Origin of the sequence: Devosia salina, from assembly GCF_019504385.1 — a bacterium.
Lineage (GTDB): Bacteria > Pseudomonadota > Alphaproteobacteria > Rhizobiales > Devosiaceae > Devosia > Devosia salina.
Window position 1 is genome coordinate 593338 of sequence record NZ_CP080590.1, and the last position, 16362, is coordinate 609699.

General features: G+C 64.1%; 19 protein-coding genes. 10 read left to right on the top strand and 9 right to left on the bottom strand.

Going from position 1 to position 16362, the window contains the following annotated elements; genetic code table 11:
- The first annotated feature begins 40 nt into the window (after positions 1 to 40).
- From K1X15_RS02885 to K1X15_RS02895, 3 genes are all read left to right on the top strand, one after another.
- On the top strand, positions 41 to 565 hold the full coding sequence (locus tag K1X15_RS02885; RefSeq protein WP_220305992.1) for an RNA polymerase sigma factor: 525 nt from the start codon (positions 41 to 43) through the stop codon (positions 563 to 565).
- A 56-nt stretch (positions 566 to 621) separates the two neighbouring features.
- Entirely contained in the window at positions 622 to 1164 is a 543-nt protein-coding gene (locus K1X15_RS02890) for a hypothetical protein (RefSeq protein WP_220305993.1), read from the top strand.
- Between the two features lie 94 nt (positions 1165 to 1258).
- Positions 1259 to 1732, top strand: coding sequence for a hypothetical protein (locus K1X15_RS02895; protein WP_220305994.1), 474 nt, complete (start codon positions 1259 to 1261; stop codon positions 1730 to 1732).
- On the opposite strand, the gene K1X15_RS02900 is transcribed toward K1X15_RS02895, so the two are convergent.
- Together K1X15_RS02900 and K1X15_RS02905 are read right to left on the bottom strand one after the other, a co-directional pair.
- Positions 1733 to 3103 carry a glutamate--cysteine ligase gene (locus tag K1X15_RS02900; protein WP_220305995.1) on the bottom strand — a complete coding sequence of 457 codons (1371 nt, stop codon included), beginning with the start codon at positions 3101 to 3103 and terminating at the stop codon, positions 1733 to 1735.
- A gap of 71 nt (positions 3104 to 3174) precedes the next feature.
- Positions 3175 to 3924: a 16S rRNA (uracil(1498)-N(3))-methyltransferase gene (locus K1X15_RS02905; RefSeq protein WP_220305996.1), complete on the bottom strand. Its 750-nt coding sequence runs from the start codon at positions 3922 to 3924 to the stop codon at positions 3175 to 3177.
- A gap of 185 nt (positions 3925 to 4109) precedes the next feature.
- On the opposite strand from K1X15_RS02905, the gene ubiA reads away from it, so the two are divergent.
- Positions 4110 to 5042, top strand: a complete 933-nt coding sequence (gene ubiA, locus K1X15_RS02910; protein WP_220305997.1) for a 4-hydroxybenzoate octaprenyltransferase — start codon at positions 4110 to 4112, stop codon at positions 5040 to 5042.
- An 81-nt stretch (positions 5043 to 5123) separates the two neighbouring features.
- On the opposite strand, the gene K1X15_RS02915 is transcribed toward ubiA, so the two are convergent.
- A complete protein-coding gene (locus tag K1X15_RS02915) occupies positions 5124 to 5639 on the bottom strand; it encodes a DUF6101 family protein (protein ID WP_220305998.1) in 516 nt (171 codons plus the stop codon).
- Positions 5640 to 5894: 255 nt separating this feature from the next.
- Here K1X15_RS02915 and K1X15_RS02920 point away from each other — a divergent pair, with 255 nt between their 5' ends.
- Both K1X15_RS02920 and K1X15_RS02925 read left to right on the top strand, forming a co-directional pair.
- The gene (locus tag K1X15_RS02920) at positions 5895 to 6767 is read left to right on the top strand and encodes a 3'(2'),5'-bisphosphate nucleotidase CysQ (protein ID WP_220305999.1); all 873 of its coding nucleotides are present in this window, start codon (positions 5895 to 5897) and stop codon (positions 6765 to 6767) included.
- Between the two features lie 3 nt (positions 6768 to 6770).
- Positions 6771 to 7010, top strand: coding sequence for a DUF4170 domain-containing protein (locus tag K1X15_RS02925; protein WP_220306000.1), 240 nt, complete (start codon positions 6771 to 6773; stop codon positions 7008 to 7010).
- Positions 7011 to 7012: 2 nt separating this feature from the next.
- Here K1X15_RS02925 and K1X15_RS02930 read toward each other — a convergent pair whose 3' ends face one another.
- The 4 genes from K1X15_RS02930 to K1X15_RS02945 form a co-directional block, all read right to left on the bottom strand.
- On the bottom strand, positions 7013 to 8173 hold the full coding sequence (locus K1X15_RS02930) for a glycosyltransferase family protein (RefSeq protein ID WP_220306001.1): 1161 nt from the start codon (positions 8171 to 8173) through the stop codon (positions 7013 to 7015).
- Between the two features lie 2 nt (positions 8174 to 8175).
- Entirely contained in the window at positions 8176 to 8397 is a 222-nt protein-coding gene (locus K1X15_RS02935; protein ID WP_220306002.1) for a DUF2093 domain-containing protein, read from the bottom strand.
- Positions 8398 to 8445: 48 nt separating this feature from the next.
- Positions 8446 to 10062 (bottom strand): exodeoxyribonuclease VII large subunit, encoded by a 1617-nt coding sequence (gene xseA / locus K1X15_RS02940; protein ID WP_220306003.1) that lies wholly within the window; start codon positions 10060 to 10062, stop codon positions 8446 to 8448.
- A 96-nt stretch (positions 10063 to 10158) separates the two neighbouring features.
- Complete coding sequence (locus tag K1X15_RS02945) at positions 10159 to 11046, bottom strand: LysR family transcriptional regulator (protein WP_220306004.1); 888 nt, start codon at positions 11044 to 11046, stop codon at positions 10159 to 10161.
- Positions 11047 to 11200: 154 nt separating this feature from the next.
- On the opposite strand from K1X15_RS02945, the gene K1X15_RS02950 reads away from it, so the two are divergent.
- Positions 11201 to 11464, top strand: a complete 264-nt coding sequence (locus K1X15_RS02950) for a YjiS-like domain-containing protein (protein WP_220306005.1) — start codon at positions 11201 to 11203, stop codon at positions 11462 to 11464.
- 161 nt (positions 11465 to 11625) lie between these two features.
- On the opposite strand, the gene K1X15_RS02955 is transcribed toward K1X15_RS02950, so the two are convergent.
- Both K1X15_RS02955 and K1X15_RS02960 read right to left on the bottom strand, forming a co-directional pair.
- Complete coding sequence (locus K1X15_RS02955; protein ID WP_220306006.1) at positions 11626 to 11871, bottom strand: PilZ domain-containing protein; 246 nt, start codon at positions 11869 to 11871, stop codon at positions 11626 to 11628.
- A 17-nt stretch (positions 11872 to 11888) separates the two neighbouring features.
- The gene (locus K1X15_RS02960; protein WP_220306007.1) at positions 11889 to 12389 is read right to left on the bottom strand and encodes an invasion associated locus B family protein; all 501 of its coding nucleotides are present in this window, start codon (positions 12387 to 12389) and stop codon (positions 11889 to 11891) included.
- Positions 12390 to 12743: 354 nt separating this feature from the next.
- Between K1X15_RS02960 and coxB the strand changes: the two genes are divergently transcribed.
- The 3 genes from coxB to K1X15_RS02975 are packed head-to-tail and all read left to right on the top strand — an operon-like array spanning position 12744 to position 16362.
- Positions 12744 to 13649, top strand: coding sequence for a cytochrome c oxidase subunit II (gene coxB, locus K1X15_RS02965; protein WP_240549641.1), 906 nt, complete (start codon positions 12744 to 12746; stop codon positions 13647 to 13649).
- A 23-nt stretch (positions 13650 to 13672) separates the two neighbouring features.
- Positions 13673 to 15367, top strand: a complete 1695-nt coding sequence (gene ctaD, locus K1X15_RS02970; RefSeq protein WP_220306009.1) for a cytochrome c oxidase subunit I — start codon at positions 13673 to 13675, stop codon at positions 15365 to 15367.
- An 8-nt stretch (positions 15368 to 15375) separates the two neighbouring features.
- Positions 15376 to 16362: a heme o synthase gene (locus K1X15_RS02975; protein ID WP_220306010.1), complete on the top strand. Its 987-nt coding sequence runs from the start codon at positions 15376 to 15378 to the stop codon at positions 16360 to 16362.

The following is a 16362-nucleotide window of genomic DNA, read 5'->3' on the forward strand; positions in this document are numbered from 1 at the left end:
GACTGTTGGACCTGTGAGCAGACCAAGAGGCAAAGCATTCATGCCCGAGGCAAGACGGGAAACACACTACCGGACCATCGCCGCGTCACATGGCGCAGCTATTGCGCGCCTCGCTGCGGCCTATGAAAAGGACCCGGGTCTGCGGCAGGACCTGGAGCAGGACATTCACCTCCATCTCTGGCGCAGTCTCGAGCAATTCGCCGAGCAATGCAGCCTGGCCACCTGGACCTATCGCGTGGCCCATAATGTCTGTGCCCGCCATGTCGACAAGGCCGTCCGGTCCCGTCCGGCCGGTGCCTGGCTCGACATCGGCGCCGTCGAGCCCGAGGACCAGCGGGCAACGCCCGAACAGGCCACTGGCACGGCCCTCACACTCGAGCGGCTCTACACCCTTATCGACCGGTTGCGGCCGATCGATCGGCAGGTGGTGCTGCTCTATCTCGAAGATGTCGACGCAGCAGGGATTGCCGAAGTCACCGGGCTGTCGCCCGGCGCCGTCGCAACCCGCATCCACCGCATCAAGGCGCTGCTGGCGCAAGGATTTCACCCGGAGGCATCGGCATGACGGTCTCACCCCACTCGAACGCGCCAGATCCCAAATCTCTCTGGAAAGGACAGGACATGACACCCCAGACCATGACCCCACACATGCTGGAAACCCGGTCGCGGCGGCTCGACGACCGCATTCGCAACCGCAATCGCTTCGAATATATCGCCGGCGGCATTGCCGCCCTGGTCTCGCTCTTGCTGGGGGGCTGGCTGCTGCTCGGCGGGCCGGCCGGGCGGCCAGACCTGATGGTCGGCAGTGGCTTTGTCGCCCTTGCCATCGGCACGGCGGTCTCGATGCTGCAATTGCGCCGCAAGACCGGTGGCCCCTCGCTGACGGATGGGGCCCAATCAACCCTTGGCGGTTACCGGGCCGAACTGGTGCGCCAGCGCGACGCGCTGCGCTCGGTGTTCTCCTGGTATATTGCCCCGTTCCTGCCCGGCTTCCTCCTGATCTATGGCGCCAGCTTCCTCGACCCCTCAGCCGCGATCTGGGCCGTGTTGCTGCCCGCAATGGTGACGGCCGTCTTCCTCGCCTGGGTGGTCCGCGCCAATCTGCGCGCGGCAGCCTGCATCGACGAGGAAATCGCCGTGCTGGATCGGGAGGCCGGCCGCTAGACCTCGGCGAGGCGGGGCCGGCATACGCCCCGCCTCACTTTTGGCGCCATTCATGCGCTATCCACCCGCGTCAAGCCCAGGGAGAGCGATGCGCATGGATTGGACACTTTTCGGCCTCTTGCCCATGATCTTCGGCGGTGCCCCGGCCGACTCGCCGCGCGCCCTGCTCGATGCAATCTATGAGCCATTGCAGAGCGGGCAGCAGATCAATCTCGAGGACTACTACACCGACCACCTGATGGACCTGGTGGCCTACAATCTTCAGGTCAACGTGGTGGACAACAGCGGTGCCCCGATCGAGCCCGACGCCCCAGGCATCGTGGCCTTCAATCCGTTTCTCAACGGCCCGGAGAGCCCGGTCGAGGCGCTGGCCGTCAGCGAGCCTGTGGTTCAGGGCGATACCGCGGTGGCCCTGGTCAGCTTCGAACGGGCCGGCCAGCCGACCATACTCACCGTTTCCATGGTGCATGTCGAGGGCTGGAAGGTCGATGACGTTGCCTCAGTCGGAGCCGGCGAGAAGTGGCTCTATTCCTGGCTGCTGCAATACGATCCCTACAACCAGCAGTAGCTAGAGCTCGGCTTCGGTGAAGATCGGGGTCACGTCACCGCCCCACTCGCCGTGGAACTTCTCCAGCCAGCGTTCGGCGGGGGATTTGCCGGTGCGGACGGTTTCCTCGAGCGGGGCGAGATAGATGGTCTCGTCCTGGCCGGCGGCGTTGAGGCGGTTGCGGCGCACCAAACCTGCCTCGGCAATGCCGACGGCCTGGGCCGCCACGTCGAAGATGCTGGACCGATCGAAGGGGGTAGCGAGGCCCAGGCGCGGCACTTCACGCCGCAAATGCTCGCGATCCTCATCGGTCCAGTTGCGCACCAGCTCCCAGGCGGCCTCAAGCGAGATGTCGTCATAGAGCAGTCCGGTCCAGAACGCGGACAGCGCCACCACATGGGCCTCGTCGCCCATATCGGCGCCGCGCATTTCGAGGAATTGCTTGAGCCGCACTTCGGGGAACAGCGTCGAAAGATGGTCCTCCCAGTCCTTGACGGTCGGCTTTTCGCCCGGCAACTGCGGCAGCCGCCCGTCGAGGAAATCGCGGAAGCTCTCGCCGGCCACATTGACGTATTTGTGGTCACGGATGACGAAATACATCGGTACGTCGAGGGCATAGTCGGCATATTGCTCGAAGCCGAACCCTTCTTCGAACACGAAGGGCAGCATGCCGGTACGGTTGTCGTCGGTATTGCGCCAAATCTCGCTGCGGAAGCTCAGATAGCCGGTCTCGCGGCCATTGGCGAAGGGCGAATTGGCAAACAGCGCCGTGGCCACCGGCTGCAGCGCCAGCGACACGCGCAGCTTCTTGACCATGTCGGCTTCGTCCGAGAAGTCGAGATTGGTTTGCACCGTTGCCGAGCGATACATCATCGAGGTGCCCAGCGTGCCGGTCTCGGCCATGTATTTGGTCATGATCCCATAGCGGGACTTGGGCATGGCCTTGATCTCGTCCACCGCCCACAGCGGGGTAACGCCCAGACCCAGGAAATGAATATCGAGCGGCGCAGCCACCTTCTTGGTGACGCGCATATGTTCGCTCAGTTCCGCCGCCGTGCCATGCAGATCCGCCATGGGGGACCCACTGAGCTCGAACTGCCCGCCTGGCTCAAGCGAGATGCCGCCGGCAATCTCGTCGTTCCTGAGGCCGATCGGGTTTTCGCCGTCATAAAAGGGGTGCCAGCCGGTCTCTTTCTCGATGCCCGCAAGGAGCGCGCGGATGCCCTGCTCGCCCTCATAGGCGACAGGCCGCAGCGGATTGGTGTGAAACACGTGCTTTTCGTGCTCGGTGCCGATGCGCCATTGGTCGGCCGGCTTGGCGCCGCGTTCCATCGCCTCGATCAGGTCTGCCCGCGAAGAGATGAGGGGCGAGGGAGTGTCGGCGCCGGCCATGAAGTCCTCATTGGTGAGGGAATAGAGTGGAGCGGCAAAATAGCGAGAGCAAGGCGGAATGCAATCGCCTTTTATCGCCAATCACCGATGATCGCCTGAATGACCGCCAATGCGGCCACCGCAGCGGTGTCGGCCCTGAGGATTCTGGGCCCCAGGCTAATGGGGATAACGAAGGGCAGAGCATGCAGCTTTTCCCGTTCCGCCGGGGAGAAACCGCCTTCGGGGCCGATAATCAGGCCAATGCGCTGGCCGCGCAGTTGTTCCAGTGCGGCCACGGGCGAAGATGACGCTTCCCCCTCATCGGCGAAGATCAGCTTGCGGTCGCCGTGAACGTCGCTCCAGCTCTCCAGGAGCGGGCCCAGCCCGACTTCCGGGGCAATTGTGGGGACATTGAGCACCTCGCACTGCTCGGCCGCCTCGATGGCATTGGCAGAAAGGCGCTCGGGCTTGAGGCGGTGGAGCTGGGTGAACTGGGTCATCACCGGCTGGATGGTGCCCACGCCCATTTCGACCGCCTTCTGGATCACATAATCCAGGCGCTCGCTCTTGAGCGGGGCAAAGCCGTACCAGAGATCGGACGGCGGGGTCTGCGGGGCGATTCTCTCGATGGTCTCAAGCGTCACCGATTTCTTTGAGTCGCTGGTCAGCCGGCAGAGCCAGGCGCCGTCCCTGCCGTTGAACAGGACAACGTCGTCGCCAACCGCCTTGCGCAGGACGGCGGCGAGGTAGAGCGACTGGTCCTTGCCAAGTGTTAGCGACGTTCCGGCCGCAAGATCGAATTCGACATAAAGGCGCGGAAGGCTGGCGTGGCTGCGGGGCATCTGTTCTTCTCCCCTTCCCCCTGCGGGAGAAGGTGGCCCGAAGGGCCGGATGAGGGGTTTTGCGCGCTACCATAAACACTGTATGCGTGGAGAGAACCCCTCACCCTGATTTTCTGCTGAACGCAGAGAATCTGTCTCTCTCCCGCAAGGGGAGAGGGGAGATCGGTGGCTTGCAAGAGGCGCTCATGAACACCCCAAACCCCACCGGCACCGTAGCGGACGCGCAGAAGGACAACTGGCTCGATCGTTACGCGCCCGAGCCGGTAAAACCCTATGGACGGCTGGCGCGCTGGGACCGGCCGATCGGCTTCTACCTGCTGTTCTGGCCCTGCGCCTGGGGCATCGGGCTGGCGGCGGTCCGGCAACCCGAGCTGGGCTTTGACTGGTGGGCAGCGATCCTGATGTTCATCGGCGCCATCCTCATGCGGGGCGCCGGCTGCACCTTCAACGACATTGTCGACCGCGACATCGACATGAAGGTGGCCCGCACCCGCTCGCGTCCCATTCCCTCGGGTCAGGTGACGTCGCGCGAAGCCTTCTATTTCCTCATCGCTCAGGCGCTATTGGCCTCGGCGGTGCTGTTCCAGTTCAACCGCTTCACGGTTTATGCCGCCATCGCTTCGCTGGTGCTGGTGGCCATCTATCCGTTCATGAAACGGATTACCTGGTGGCCGCAGCTTTTCCTTGGCCTCGCCTTTTCCTACGGCGCGCTGGTGGGCTGGTCGAGCCAGACCGGCAGCCTCGGCTGGGCGCCCTTCGTGCTTTATGCCGGCACAATTCTCTGGGTCATCGGCTACGACACCATCTATGCGCTGCAGGACATCGAGGACGACGCGCTGGTCGGGGTGAAATCCACGGCGCGCCTCTTCGGCGACAATGTGCGGCCGGCGGTGGCGGCGCTCTATGCCGGCGCCTTCGTGCTCTGGAACATTGCATCGCTCACGGCTGGCGGCGGCATGGTCTTTTCCGCCATCTCGCTGGTGGCGGCGGGGCTCATGGCCTGGCAGCTCTGGACGCTGGACAAGGATATCCCGCGCAACCCCTTCAATCGATTCTACAACAACCATTATGTCGGCATGGCGCTGACGCTGGCACTCCTGGCCGACTGGGTGTGGTGACGACGGCGGTCTGCCAGAAAGCCGAAAGGGCCGACCGCACCACCGGTCGACCCTTTTCGGCTTGCTTTGGAGGCAAAGAATTCAGTTAGCGACGTCTTGGCCGGGCTTGCGGCGATTGAGGAAACGCGGGCGGCGCGAGGCATCGGCGGCCAGTTTCCGGCGCGGGGTCGGGCTGCCAAGCATGACGCCATCGACCTGCTGGGAATAGGGCAGATAGGCACCGTCGCCCGCCTTGATGAACAGCGGCAGGCGCAGCTTCTTGCCCCAGTTCTGCCATTCGGCGACGACGTTGTGGTTGCCCTCTTCCTCGAAGACCTTGTAGTTCAGCTCGGCATCGGAATGGACCAGTTCGATCGAACTGGTCAGCATGCCTTCTTCGGAGATGGAGGTGGCCACGGCAACGCCGATGAATTCGGTGACGGGCACCTTGATCTTGACGGCGACGCCGCTGTGCTCGAGCTGCTTGCGGACCGTGACGGTCTTGACCGGATCTTTCGGACCATTGTCGTTTGCCGCCATGAAGCGGCGCTCGGCTACGGCCGGGCGGCCGAAGGCCAGGAGGACTGACGACCCTTCCATCGCAACGCCATGAACCATTTTTGATGCCTTCCTGTAACTTCGAGAGCTGCTTTTTTTGCGCTCCGTTTATGAGACCAATCTACCCCAGCCCCTTACCCGCCCCCTTAATCGGTTCGGTTAAGTTTATGTTGTTTTCCCGGAGGGTTAGCAGGGTGTTGCACCCAGTTATCAGCGGTTAACCGCTTCCCTTGCCGCGCCGTTTACCCTGCCATTTTCCGGGTCGGTGCCGCCGCTCTTGTCGAAAGCCCGGGTGAAGCCTAAAAGGCCCGCATAATGCCGGCTTTCGCCCCACCTTTTTCCGATGACTTGGATCTGCTCCGCTCCACGGCGGTAGCGGCAGGCATTATCGCCTCGAGCTATTTCCGCCGCGACATCAAGAGCTGGACCAAGGACAATGCGTCTCCGGTCAGTGAGGCAGATATCGTGGTGGACCGGTTCCTGGCCGCCAACCTGCTGCAGGCGCGACCCAGCTATGGCTGGCTGAGCGAGGAGACGGTGGACAATCCCAGCCGACTCGATTGCGAGCGGGTTTTTGTGGTTGATCCCATCGACGGCACCCGCGCCTTCCTGCGCGGCGAGGACTATTGGACCGTGTCGCTGGCGGTGGTCGAGAACGGCGTGCCGGTTGCCGGCGTCGTTTATGCCCCCGCGCTGGACGAACTCTACGATGCCCACCAAGGCGGCGGCGCGCGTCTTAACGGCAAGCCGCTGACGCGGACCCGGCGGGCCGGGTCGGCGCCTTTGATCCCGGCGCCCGGCGCCGTGCATCAGGAACTGCAGGCCGCCGGCCTCGACTACACCCGCGGCCCGGCTTATCCGTCGCTGGCCTACCGGCTGGTACAGGTGGCGACCGGCCGGCTCGATGCAGCGGTTGCGCGCCGTGGTGCACAGGACTGGGACATTGCGGGAGCGGCGGTCATCCTCTCCGAATGCGGACTGGACTTTGCCGATGTCTGCGCTGGGTTCCCACAATTGAACAAACGAGATGTGCGCCATGGGGCGCTTGCGGCCTTGGGCGACATGAGCCTAAAACCCCTCGTGCACGCGGCACTGCTCAAGGTTTACGGATGTCCCGAGGTTCGGGAGGCCGTGCCCGGGGACGCTGCCGCTCCGACAGATTCACATTTGCCTCAAACGCGGGACTGACCGATGGCTGACAAGACCGAAAAGCAACTGCTGCACCTGGTGATCGGCGGAGAACTCTCGAGCCTCGAGGGGGTGACCTTTGCCGACCTCGACCAGGTCGACATCGTCGGCGTCTATCCCAATTACGCGGCGGCCGAAAAGGTGTGGCGTGCCAAGGCCCAGCAGACCGTCGACAGCGCCCAGACCCGCTATTTCATCGTGCACCTGCACCGCCTGCTCGACCCCGAAAGCGCGGCCGAATAGGCTCAGGCCCCGGCAGCTTCAAGCCCCAGGGCCTCCAATATGGCCCTGAGGGCGCCCGGCCCGCCAATGCGTTCGCGGCCAATCGCGCCCAGGCGCGCCCGCTCTTCGGCATCCTCCAGCAGATCGCCCAGCGCCATCGCGACATTGCCGATTTCTGCATCGACCACCACGCGCGCGGGCCCGAACAGGCGCTGTTCGTCCTCGAAGCGGGACCGCCGGTCGCGTGGATTAACGAAGGTGATGACCGGCTTGCCCAGCCCTAGCGCCTGAATGCTGGCCGTACCGGCCTGGCTCAGCACCACATCGGACACTGCGAGCAGATTGCCCATGGCCCGGCCGCGGGCCAGATGCACCGTCAGCCCGTCACCGCTCAATGTCCCCAGATCATCGGGCTCGCTGCTGAGCATGGGCACCCGCGTCAAGCCGGCGGCCCTGGCCAGATCCTCGACGCTGACACTGCCCGCCACGGCGACGAACACATCGGGCCGCTTCTCTGCCGCAAGGCGCTTGAGCGCCCCGATCTGGAGGGCAAAGCTCTCCCCGGTCAGGGCCCGGCTGCCGGGCAGCAGGGTGACGGCAAGCGCCTGCGTGCGGCGCGAGGCGGCGTCGTAGCCGCCATGGGGGATGGTATCCATCATCACATTGCCGGCCGCGCGTGCATCCACGCCGCTCTCGCGCAACAGGGCGGCCAGGTTGTCGGCACGGCAGAAGACCAGTGCGCAGGCGCGACGGATGGCCTGGCGCTCCAGCCCGGAATAGAGCCGCGCGGCGCCGGTCTTGTAGACGTCGAGATAGATGAGATCGCGATGGCCGGTCACGAGGCACGCCAGGACGCCCACCATGTCGCCAACCACCAGCACACGGTCGTAATGGCCGCGCATGGCGCGCAGGAATTTGAGCGCCGGCGGGACAGTCAGCAGGCCCCCATTGACGATGTCGCGGCGCAGCGAGCCCTTGACGTTGCGCCAGCCTTCCGAGGCGAGGGTGGCGCGTGGGCCCACGATGCGGCAGATGCCGTCATAGGCCTTGCCACTGCCGATCATTGGATAGGCATCGGCCGACACATTGGCGGGGAGGCGGGCCACCAGTTGGGCTGCAATGGCATCCTCTCCGTGTCCGTTGGAAATGACCAGGAAGCGCTGACGCGGCGCCGCCTCGGCCACGCTCAGCTGCCCCGTCCGAAACGTTCGAAAGCCGTGTGGGCTGCCTCCGCATCGGCATAGGGCTCCTGCCGGTCGACGCTCCAATAGAACAGCTCGTCGAGCGGGATCGGCTTGCCGGTGATGGCGCATCGCACGAAGCTGCCGGGCTTGAGCACGACATAATCGCCATCGAGGTAGCGCAGGCTGGCTTCCGCGGGAGCAAATCCCTTGTCGAAGATATTCATGCCATCACTCCTTGCCTGTGCGGCAGCTATATCGGACAGGAAAGCTCATCAAAAGAGGCTTTCCTGTGACCCGTCATCCGGACCGGAGCGGGCCGGTTTGCGGCGCGCCGCCGGGGCCCCCGCAACAGTGACACCGACTTCGCCATCGGCAAAGGTGAGCTTCAGCGCCTCGCCCGGACGGGCCGCGGCCTGGCTGCTGACAACCTTGCCGGCCTCGTCCTGTACCAGCGCATAGCCCCGCGCCAAGACGTTTCGATAGCTGAGGGTTTCCAGAAGCTTGCTCAATTGCGCCAATTGCTGCCGTCGGCCGGTGGCGAGCTGTGCCCCGGCTTGATCCAGCCTTTGTCCAAGCGGGCCGAGTTGGCCCCAGGCGTGCCGCAAGTCGGCGCGCAGCGGCTGGACGGTCAGGCGCGGCAATAGGCGAGCGAGCAGCCCCTGCTTGCGCTCAAGCGAGGTGGCGGCCGCGATGGGCAATTGCCGCGAGCGTGGGTCGAAGGTCAGCCGGGCGCGCTCCACCGACTTTACCAGGCCCGATTGCCCCCGCCGGCTCAGATTGGCGAGGCGTTCATGAAGCTCGGCCTGGCGCTGCCGTACGAGGCGCGGCTGCATGGCCGAGGCCAGGTTTGAAAAGGCGATACGCCGCGCCTGCACGAAATGCCGCAAGGCGCCGGAGAGCTGGCTCGATGCCAGATCGAGGCTCTGCCGCTGGGTGGAGACGAGGTCGGCGGGGCGGGGCAGACCGGCGCCGGCGGCACGTAGCCGGTCCTTGAGGCTGGCGATGCTGCGCCGGGCCGCCTGGCGCTGGCGCGCGCCATGATCCTCGACATAGGCGATCAGCTCTGCCCGCACCGGCACGGCCGCTTCGGCCGCAGCGGTCGGGGTCGGCGCCCGCATGTCCGAGGCGTAGTCGATCAGCGTGGTATCGGTCTCGTGGCCAACCGCCGAGATGATCGGAATATTCGAGGCCGCGACCGCACGGACGACCGCCTCCTCGTTGAACCCCCAGAGGTCCTCGATGGAGCCGCCACCCCGTGCCACGATCAGCAGGTCCGGGCGCGGGATCGCGCCATCGGGCAGGAGCGCATTGAAGCCCTCGATGGCATTGACCACTTCGGGCGCGCAGGTATCGCCCTGCACCCGTACCGGCCAGATCAGCACATGGCTGGGAAAGCGGTCGTCGAGCCGATGGAGGATATCGCGGATCACCGCGCCGGTGGGCGAGGTGACAACGCCGATGACACGCGGCAGATAGGGCAGGGGGCGCTTGCGCTCGCGGGCGAACAGGCCCTCGGCCAGGAGCTTCTTGCGCCGCTCCTCGAGCAGGGCCATCAGCGCGCCCGCCCCGGCCGGCTCAATATTCTCGATGACGATCTGGTATTTGGACGACCGCGGGAAGGTGGTCAGCCGCCCCGTCGCAATCACCTCGAGCCCTTCTTCGGGCTTGAAGGCGAGACGCGCATAACTGCCCTTCCACACCACCGCATCGATGGAGGCCGCGTCGTCCTTGAGGGTGAAATAACAGTGGCCGGAGGAATGCTGGCCGCGAAAACCAGAGATTTCGCCGCGCACCCGCACATGGCCGAACTCGTCCTCGACCGTGCGTTTTACCGCCTGGGCGATCTCGGAAACGGTGAATTCGGCGGCATTGGTCAGAACCTGAGACATCAAGCGTTTCCAGCAAAAGTGGCAACGGTTTTGCGTTTCGGAAACGCGACAAAACGAGACCCTCTGGTGCGCCAAAGCGGAATGAGGGTCAAGTCGCTACTCGGCCGCTTCCGCCTGTACCGGCTGCTCGAGATTGCCCATGGACTGCACGATGTGGTTGGCCAGCGCATCATAGATGCCGCCATAGGCGTGACTGGCGCGCATCAGGGCGATCTGTGCATCGGCAAGGCGCGGCAGCCCGTATTCTTCGCCAATGACACGCATGCCCGGCTGCAATGCGCTTTCGGGCAGGAAGCCGACGGCGAGGTCGGACAGGACCGCCGACGAAATCGCCGTTGCATTGGACGAAGTATAGGCCACGCGATAGTCCAGCCCGGTCCGCTCGAGCTGCTCCATGGCATCCTTGCGCCAGATGCAGCAATTGGGGCCGCAGGCAATGGCCAGCGGCTCGCTGGCCAGCGCCCTGCCGCCATGGCTCGAGACCCAGAACATCTTCTCGGTGCGGAACAGCTCGCCGAAATTGTGGTCCGTGCCCTGGGTAAAGACGATCAGGTCATAGCGACCCGCCTTCATGCCCTCGAGCAATTGCTCTGACGCCATGCAGGCGACGTCGACGGCAATCTTGGGATGGGTGCGCTGAAAGCTCGACAGGATCACCGGCAACAGGCGCACGGCATAATCGTCCGGCACGCCGAAGCGGATCGACCCGGCCAGGTCCCCGTCATTGAAGTGGTCGAGAATCTCGGCATTGGTGCGCAGCATCTTGCGCGCCCGCTCGTAAAGCAGCTCGCCATGATGGGTGAGCGTAACGCTGCGGCCATCGCGCGCCAGCAGCGTATGGCCAAGCCGTTCCTCCAGCCGCTTGATCTGCATGGAGACCGCCGACTGCGTCTTGTTCACCCGCCGCGCCGCCTCTGTGAAGCTGCCGCAATCGGCAATGGCGCAAAAGCTCTGTAGCTGATCGAGATCGAGGGGAGCTGTCATGATCTTCCATCACCCAAATTGATCATTGAGATGAAATCTATTTGTTAGACGAATGGAAGTCCAGTGCGCTATTGCATTGGTTGTCGATGCAAAGGTGAGTCGATGCCCCGCCGGCCTCCCTCCGGCGGCTTCCTTATGACCATGGAGACTTGAAATGGCTCTCTCGCTGCCCGGCGAGCGGTCGGTCGCGGCTGGCTCGCACGTCAATCCTTTCCGCGCCCTCATTGCCTGGTTCGCCCAGGTCAAGGCTGCACGTGCCCGCCGAACCGCCCTGCTGTCCCTGCTTGAGCTGGACAGTGCGCGTCTTCGGGATCTCGGCATCACCCAGGCCGATATCGCCGATGCCATGGCGGCCGGCCAGGGGCGTACCGCGGGCATGGTGCTCAGTGCCGCCCGCGCCCGCAGCGCCCGGCGCTGATCCTTTTTTGCGGCCGCCCAGGCGGCTGCCTCCCCCGTTGGGACGAACACTTTTGCCGGTGCGCGTCCCATCTCCCGGGCCGGTTTTGCCGCCGGTCCCGTTTCCTGACAACTTGCCGGGCCGTGCAGTGCACGCGTCCGGCTTTTTTCCGGGTTCTCAGGCTAGAGAAAACGCACGCCGATCTCGGTTTCGTTGCGCCACGCCACTTCGCAGGAAAACTGCCGGCCATCATGCATGGCCAGCTCGAAGCGGTGCGGAATGGTCAGCGAACTGCTCAACGCCAGCTTGGCGCCGGATTCCGACAGGTTCCGCACCGTGCAGTCGAAGGTGGAAAATCCATCATTGATCACGATTCTGCCGCCCTTGAGGGTGCGGTGGCGCTGGGCGTCGCGATGGTCTTCGCTCACGGCGGCAGTCCTCGATGTCAGGGCAGGGCGGCAAAGCCTTCCGCAAAGCCATTGAGGGAGACCGGGATGCCGACGCCTTCCTCGGGTGTCTTGAACACCACGAATATGGCGTTGGTCCCCTCGGAGAGCACCTTGACGATATCATCGTCCAGCTCGACCTCGGCGATGCAGCCATTGGGCAGGCAGCGCACGAAGGCCACGCGCCCCATATCGGTGCCATCGACATTGAGCCCCAGGCCGTTCGGCAGCAACACGCCGAGCGGCGCCAGGACCCTCAGCAGCCGCGCCTCGCGGTCTGCCGTGCGGAGCACGATGACTGACAGGCCCACATTGGGCTGATCTTCTGCCAATACGTTCTGGATGATCGCGCATTGCTCGAAACTGGCCCCGGGCGGGGTGTCGCAACTCATCTGCCAGTCGCCATATTCGGCGCGCACCGTACCCTGCGCCAGGACCGGGGCCGTCAGCAGGGTCACCCCGATCGCACCAAGCACACTCAGCCGCTTTGCCCAGACCATCACTTCTATCTCTGCTCCTGCCGAATCGACGCCTCGCGCATGCATTCGGACTGTTTCCGACACGTGTCCGGGCCTGTCAACCAAAGCCCGGATTTCCGGCCGGTTTTCAGGGCAAAGTGCGGCGCGGGTGAGGCATTGGCACGGCAAAAGGGCACCAATTTGCCGCAGTGCCGGGCGGCAAGGGCGCAATAGACTCGGGCAATGCAATGTGATTTAGGTCAAAGACGAGTTTTGCGCTCCGAAGTTGAGTCGGGGCGGCGTTAGCTATGCCGCTATCAACCCCTCCACCTTCGGTGCACGCCGCCAGAACATGTCGATAGGGGGTATATGGTGACCGGGCAGTTCTTTAGGAAGATGGGCGCCGTTTCGGCGGCCGCACTGGCGCTGGTGCCGGCGATGGCAGCAGCCCAGGAAATCGGCCGGGGCCACCCTGAGCCGGGCCAGTTCCATCTTCAGCAATCCGTGACCCCGATCATGGACTCCATCACGGCCTTCCACGATGGCATCCTGATGTGGACCATATCCCTGATCGTGCTGTTTGTCCTGGCGCTCCTTGTCATCGTCATGGTGCGCTTCAACGCCAAGGCCAACCCGGTGCCGGCGCGTTTCACCCACAATACCCTGGTCGAGATCATCTGGACCGTCGTGCCGATCCTGATCCTGGTGATCATCGCCATCCCGTCCTTCGGCGTGCTGTCCGACCAGTTGACCGTGCCCGATGGCGAACGCAAATACCTAGGCGCCAACATCTTCTCGCTCGGCGAGGTGGACGTCCCCGAGGCGGCGCTGACCGTCAAGGCGACCGGCGAGCAGTGGTACTGGAACTATGAGTATGTGGATCAGGGTGTAGGCTTCGATTCCAATATTCTGGGCGAAACCAGCAGTACCGGCATTGATCGCCCGACCCTCAAGCCCGACCAGCCGCGTCTGCTCGCCGTGGACAACGAGCTGGTTGTGCCGGTGAATACGACGGTGCGCATGCAGGTTACGGCCAGCCCCACCGGCGTGATCCATGCCTTTGCGGTGCCGTCCTTCGGCATCAAGGTGGACGCGGTGCCGGGGCGCCTCAATGAAACCTGGTTCAATGCCCGCGAGACCGGCATCTATTATGGCCAGTGTTCGGAACTGTGCGGCAAGGACCATGCCTTCATGCCGATCGCCGTCCGCGTCGTGACCGCCGAGGAATTCGACGCCTTCATCAAGGCCTTCGAAGACAGCCGAGACTACGCTGCCGCAGCCGCCGCGCTGCCGGCGCTGTAAGAAAAGGGTCAGAGGAAACCAAAATGGCAAATACTGCAAACCTCGAAGCCCACGCCACCGGGCACGACCACGCCAGCCACGAGCACCATACCCCCACGGGCTGGCGGCGTTGGGTCTATTCGACCAACCACAAAGACATCGGGATCATGTACCTGGTGTTCTCCATCGTCGCCGGCATCATCGGCGGCCTGCTTTCGGGCGCCATGCGCATGGAGCTGCAGGAGCCGGGTATCCAGATCTTCCACGGCCTGGCTGCGATGGCCTATGGCGTCGAAGGCGATGCTGCGCTCGACGCCGGCAAGCACATGTTCAACGTCTTCGTGTCCGCGCACGCGCTGATCATGGTGTTCTTCACCGTGATGCCGGCGACCATGGGCGGCTTTGCCAACTATTTCGCGCCGCTGATGGTGGGTGCGCCCGATACGGCCTTCCCGCGCATCAACAATGTGGCGTTCTGGCTCCTGCCGCCGGCCCTGCTGCTCACCGTCCTCTCGATGTTCTTCGAGGGTCCGGCGGGTGCGCTTGGCTTCGGTGGTGGCTGGACCGCCTATCCGCCGCTCTCGACCACCGGTCATCCGGGCCCGGCCACCGACTTCGTGATCTTCTCGCTGCACATTGCCGGCGTGAGCTCGATCCTGGGTGCCATCAACCTGATCACCACCATTCTCAACATGCGCGCCCCGGGCATGACGCTGCACAAGATGCCGCTGTTTGCCTGGTCCGTGCTGGTGACCGCCTTCCTGCTGCTGCTGGCCCTGCCGGTGCTGGCCGGCGCCATCACCATGATGCTGACCGACCGCAATTTCGGCACCACCTTCTTCTCGCCCGAAGGCGGTGGCGACCCGGTCCTCTACCAGCACCTCTTCTGGTTCTTCGGTCACCCCGAAGTGTACATCATGATCCTGCCGGGCTTCGGCATCATCAGCCACATCGTGGCGACCTTCAGCCGCAAGCCGGTCTTCGGCTACATGGCCATGGCCTATGCCATGGTGGCCATCGGCTTTGTCGGCTTCGTGGTGTGGGCGCACCACATGTACACCACCGGCCTCAGCCTTGACGTGCAGCGCTACTTCGTGGCCGCCACCATGGTCATCGCGGTGCCCACGGGCGTGAAGATCTTCTCCTGGATCGCCACCATGTGGGGCGGTTCGATCACCTTCCGCATTCCCATGCTCTGGGCCATCGGCTTCATCTTCCTGTTCACCGTTGGCGGCGTGACCGGTGTGGTGCTGGCCAATGCCGGTGCGGACCGTGCCCTGCACGACACCTATTACGTGGTGGCGCACTTCCACTACGTGCTCTCGCTGGGTGCCGTGTTCTCGATCTTTGCGGGCTGGTACTACTGGTACCCCAAGATGTTCGGCTACATGTATAACGAGTTCCTGGGCAAGCTGCACTTCTGGGTCATGTTCATCGGCGTGAACCTGATCTTCTTCCCGCAGCACTTCCTGGGCCTCGCCGGCATGCCGCGCCGCTACATCGACTACCCCGATGCCTTTGCGATGTGGAACCGCGTCTCCTCGATCGGTTACTATGTGACCTTCGTGGCCATGCTGATCTTCTTCTACGCCACCTGGGAAGCCAGCCGGAAGAAGCGTCCTGCCGGCGACAACCCCTGGGGTGATGGTGCGACCACGCTGGAATGGACCCTGAGCTCGCCTCCGCCGTTCCACCAGTTCTCGACCCTGCCCAAGATCGACTCCAAGGACGCCCACTAGGGCCTTCGATGACAAGATCTGCGGATCGCGCTCCGGCGCGGTCTGCTTCTCCAAAGGAACAACCAGTGGCTCTAGTTGACGACAGCAGGGAAGCTTCCGCCTATGCCGGCGGTGCACGCGTGGAGGATTACCTCGCGCTGCTCAAGCCCCGCGTCATGTCGCTGGTGGTGTTCACGGCACTGGTCGGCATGCTGATCGCGCCCGTCGGCATCAATCCGCTGGTGGGCATGATCGCCATCGTCTGCATCGCCATCGGTGCCGGCGCCTCGGGCGCCCTCAATATGTGGTACGATGCCGATATCGACGCGATCATGAGCCGCACGCTCAATCGTCCCATTCCCGCCGGTCGCATGACCCGCGGCGAAGCACTGGCTTTCGGCCTGGTGCTGTCGGTGTTTTCAGTGACGTTGCTGGGCCTTGCCACCAACTGGGTTGCCGGTGGGTTCCTGGCCTTCACTATCTTCTTCTACGCCGTGGTCTATACCATGTGGCTCAAGCGCTCGACGCCGCAGAACATCGTCATCGGCGGCGCCGCCGGGGCTTTCCCGCCCATGGTTGGCTGGGCCGCCGTGACCGGCACGCTGAGTTGGGAGAGCCTGGCGCTCTTCCTCATCATCTTTCTCTGGACCCCGCCGCATTTCTGGGCATTGGCGCTCTACAAGCAGGGCGACTATGGCGCTGCCGGCATTCCCATGATGCCCAATGTCGCGGGCGAGCGCTCGACGCGCCGACAGATTTTCGCCTATGCGGTGATCCTGGCGGTGGCAAGCCTGCTGCCGCTGGCGCTTGGTTTTTCGGGCTGGATCTATGGCGCCGTTGCCGTGGTCACCGGCCTGAGCTTCGTCTGGTTCGCCCTGCGCCTGCTGCGCGCGCCCGATGGCGTCGACATGCGCCGGGCGGCCCGGTCCCTCTTCACCTTCTCGCTGAGCTATCTCTTCGTGCTGTTCCTGGCCTTGCTCATCGACAATTTTGCCCTGCGCCTGGGAGTGATCTGA

Excerpts from the sequence above, each read along its gene's own strand:
- K1X15_RS02885 (WP_220305992.1), top strand. The coding sequence starts at position 41 with ATGCCCGAGGCAAGACGGGAAACACACTACCGGACCATCGCCGCGTCA.
- ubiA (WP_220305997.1), top strand. The coding sequence starts at position 4,110 with ATGAACACCCCAAACCCCACCGGCACCGTAGCGGACGCGCAGAAGGAC.
- K1X15_RS02920 (WP_220305999.1), top strand. The coding sequence starts at position 5,895 with ATGCCGGCTTTCGCCCCACCTTTTTCCGATGACTTGGATCTGCTCCGC.
- K1X15_RS02960 (WP_220306007.1), bottom strand. The coding sequence starts at position 12,389 with ATGGTCTGGGCAAAGCGGCTGAGTGTGCTTGGTGCGATCGGGGTGACC.
- K1X15_RS02925 (WP_220306000.1), top strand. The coding sequence starts at position 6,771 with ATGGCTGACAAGACCGAAAAGCAACTGCTGCACCTGGTGATCGGCGGA.
- K1X15_RS02905 (WP_220305996.1), bottom strand. The coding sequence starts at position 3,924 with ATGCCCCGCAGCCACGCCAGCCTTCCGCGCCTTTATGTCGAATTCGAT.
- K1X15_RS02950 (WP_220306005.1), top strand. The coding sequence starts at position 11,201 with ATGGCTCTCTCGCTGCCCGGCGAGCGGTCGGTCGCGGCTGGCTCGCAC.
- K1X15_RS02900 (WP_220305995.1), bottom strand. The coding sequence starts at position 3,103 with ATGGCCGGCGCCGACACTCCCTCGCCCCTCATCTCTTCGCGGGCAGAC.
- K1X15_RS02915 (WP_220305998.1), bottom strand. The coding sequence starts at position 5,639 with ATGGTTCATGGCGTTGCGATGGAAGGGTCGTCAGTCCTCCTGGCCTTC.
- K1X15_RS02895 (WP_220305994.1), top strand. The coding sequence starts at position 1,259 with ATGGATTGGACACTTTTCGGCCTCTTGCCCATGATCTTCGGCGGTGCC.
- ctaD (WP_220306009.1), top strand. The coding sequence starts at position 13,673 with ATGGCAAATACTGCAAACCTCGAAGCCCACGCCACCGGGCACGACCAC.
- K1X15_RS02945 (WP_220306004.1), bottom strand. The coding sequence starts at position 11,046 with ATGACAGCTCCCCTCGATCTCGATCAGCTACAGAGCTTTTGCGCCATT.
- xseA (WP_220306003.1), bottom strand. The coding sequence starts at position 10,062 with ATGTCTCAGGTTCTGACCAATGCCGCCGAATTCACCGTTTCCGAGATC.
- K1X15_RS02975 (WP_220306010.1), top strand. The coding sequence starts at position 15,376 with ATGACAAGATCTGCGGATCGCGCTCCGGCGCGGTCTGCTTCTCCAAAG.
- K1X15_RS02890 (WP_220305993.1), top strand. The coding sequence starts at position 622 with ATGACACCCCAGACCATGACCCCACACATGCTGGAAACCCGGTCGCGG.
- coxB (WP_240549641.1), top strand. The coding sequence starts at position 12,744 with ATGGGCGCCGTTTCGGCGGCCGCACTGGCGCTGGTGCCGGCGATGGCA.
- K1X15_RS02935 (WP_220306002.1), bottom strand. The coding sequence starts at position 8,397 with ATGAATATCTTCGACAAGGGATTTGCTCCCGCGGAAGCCAGCCTGCGC.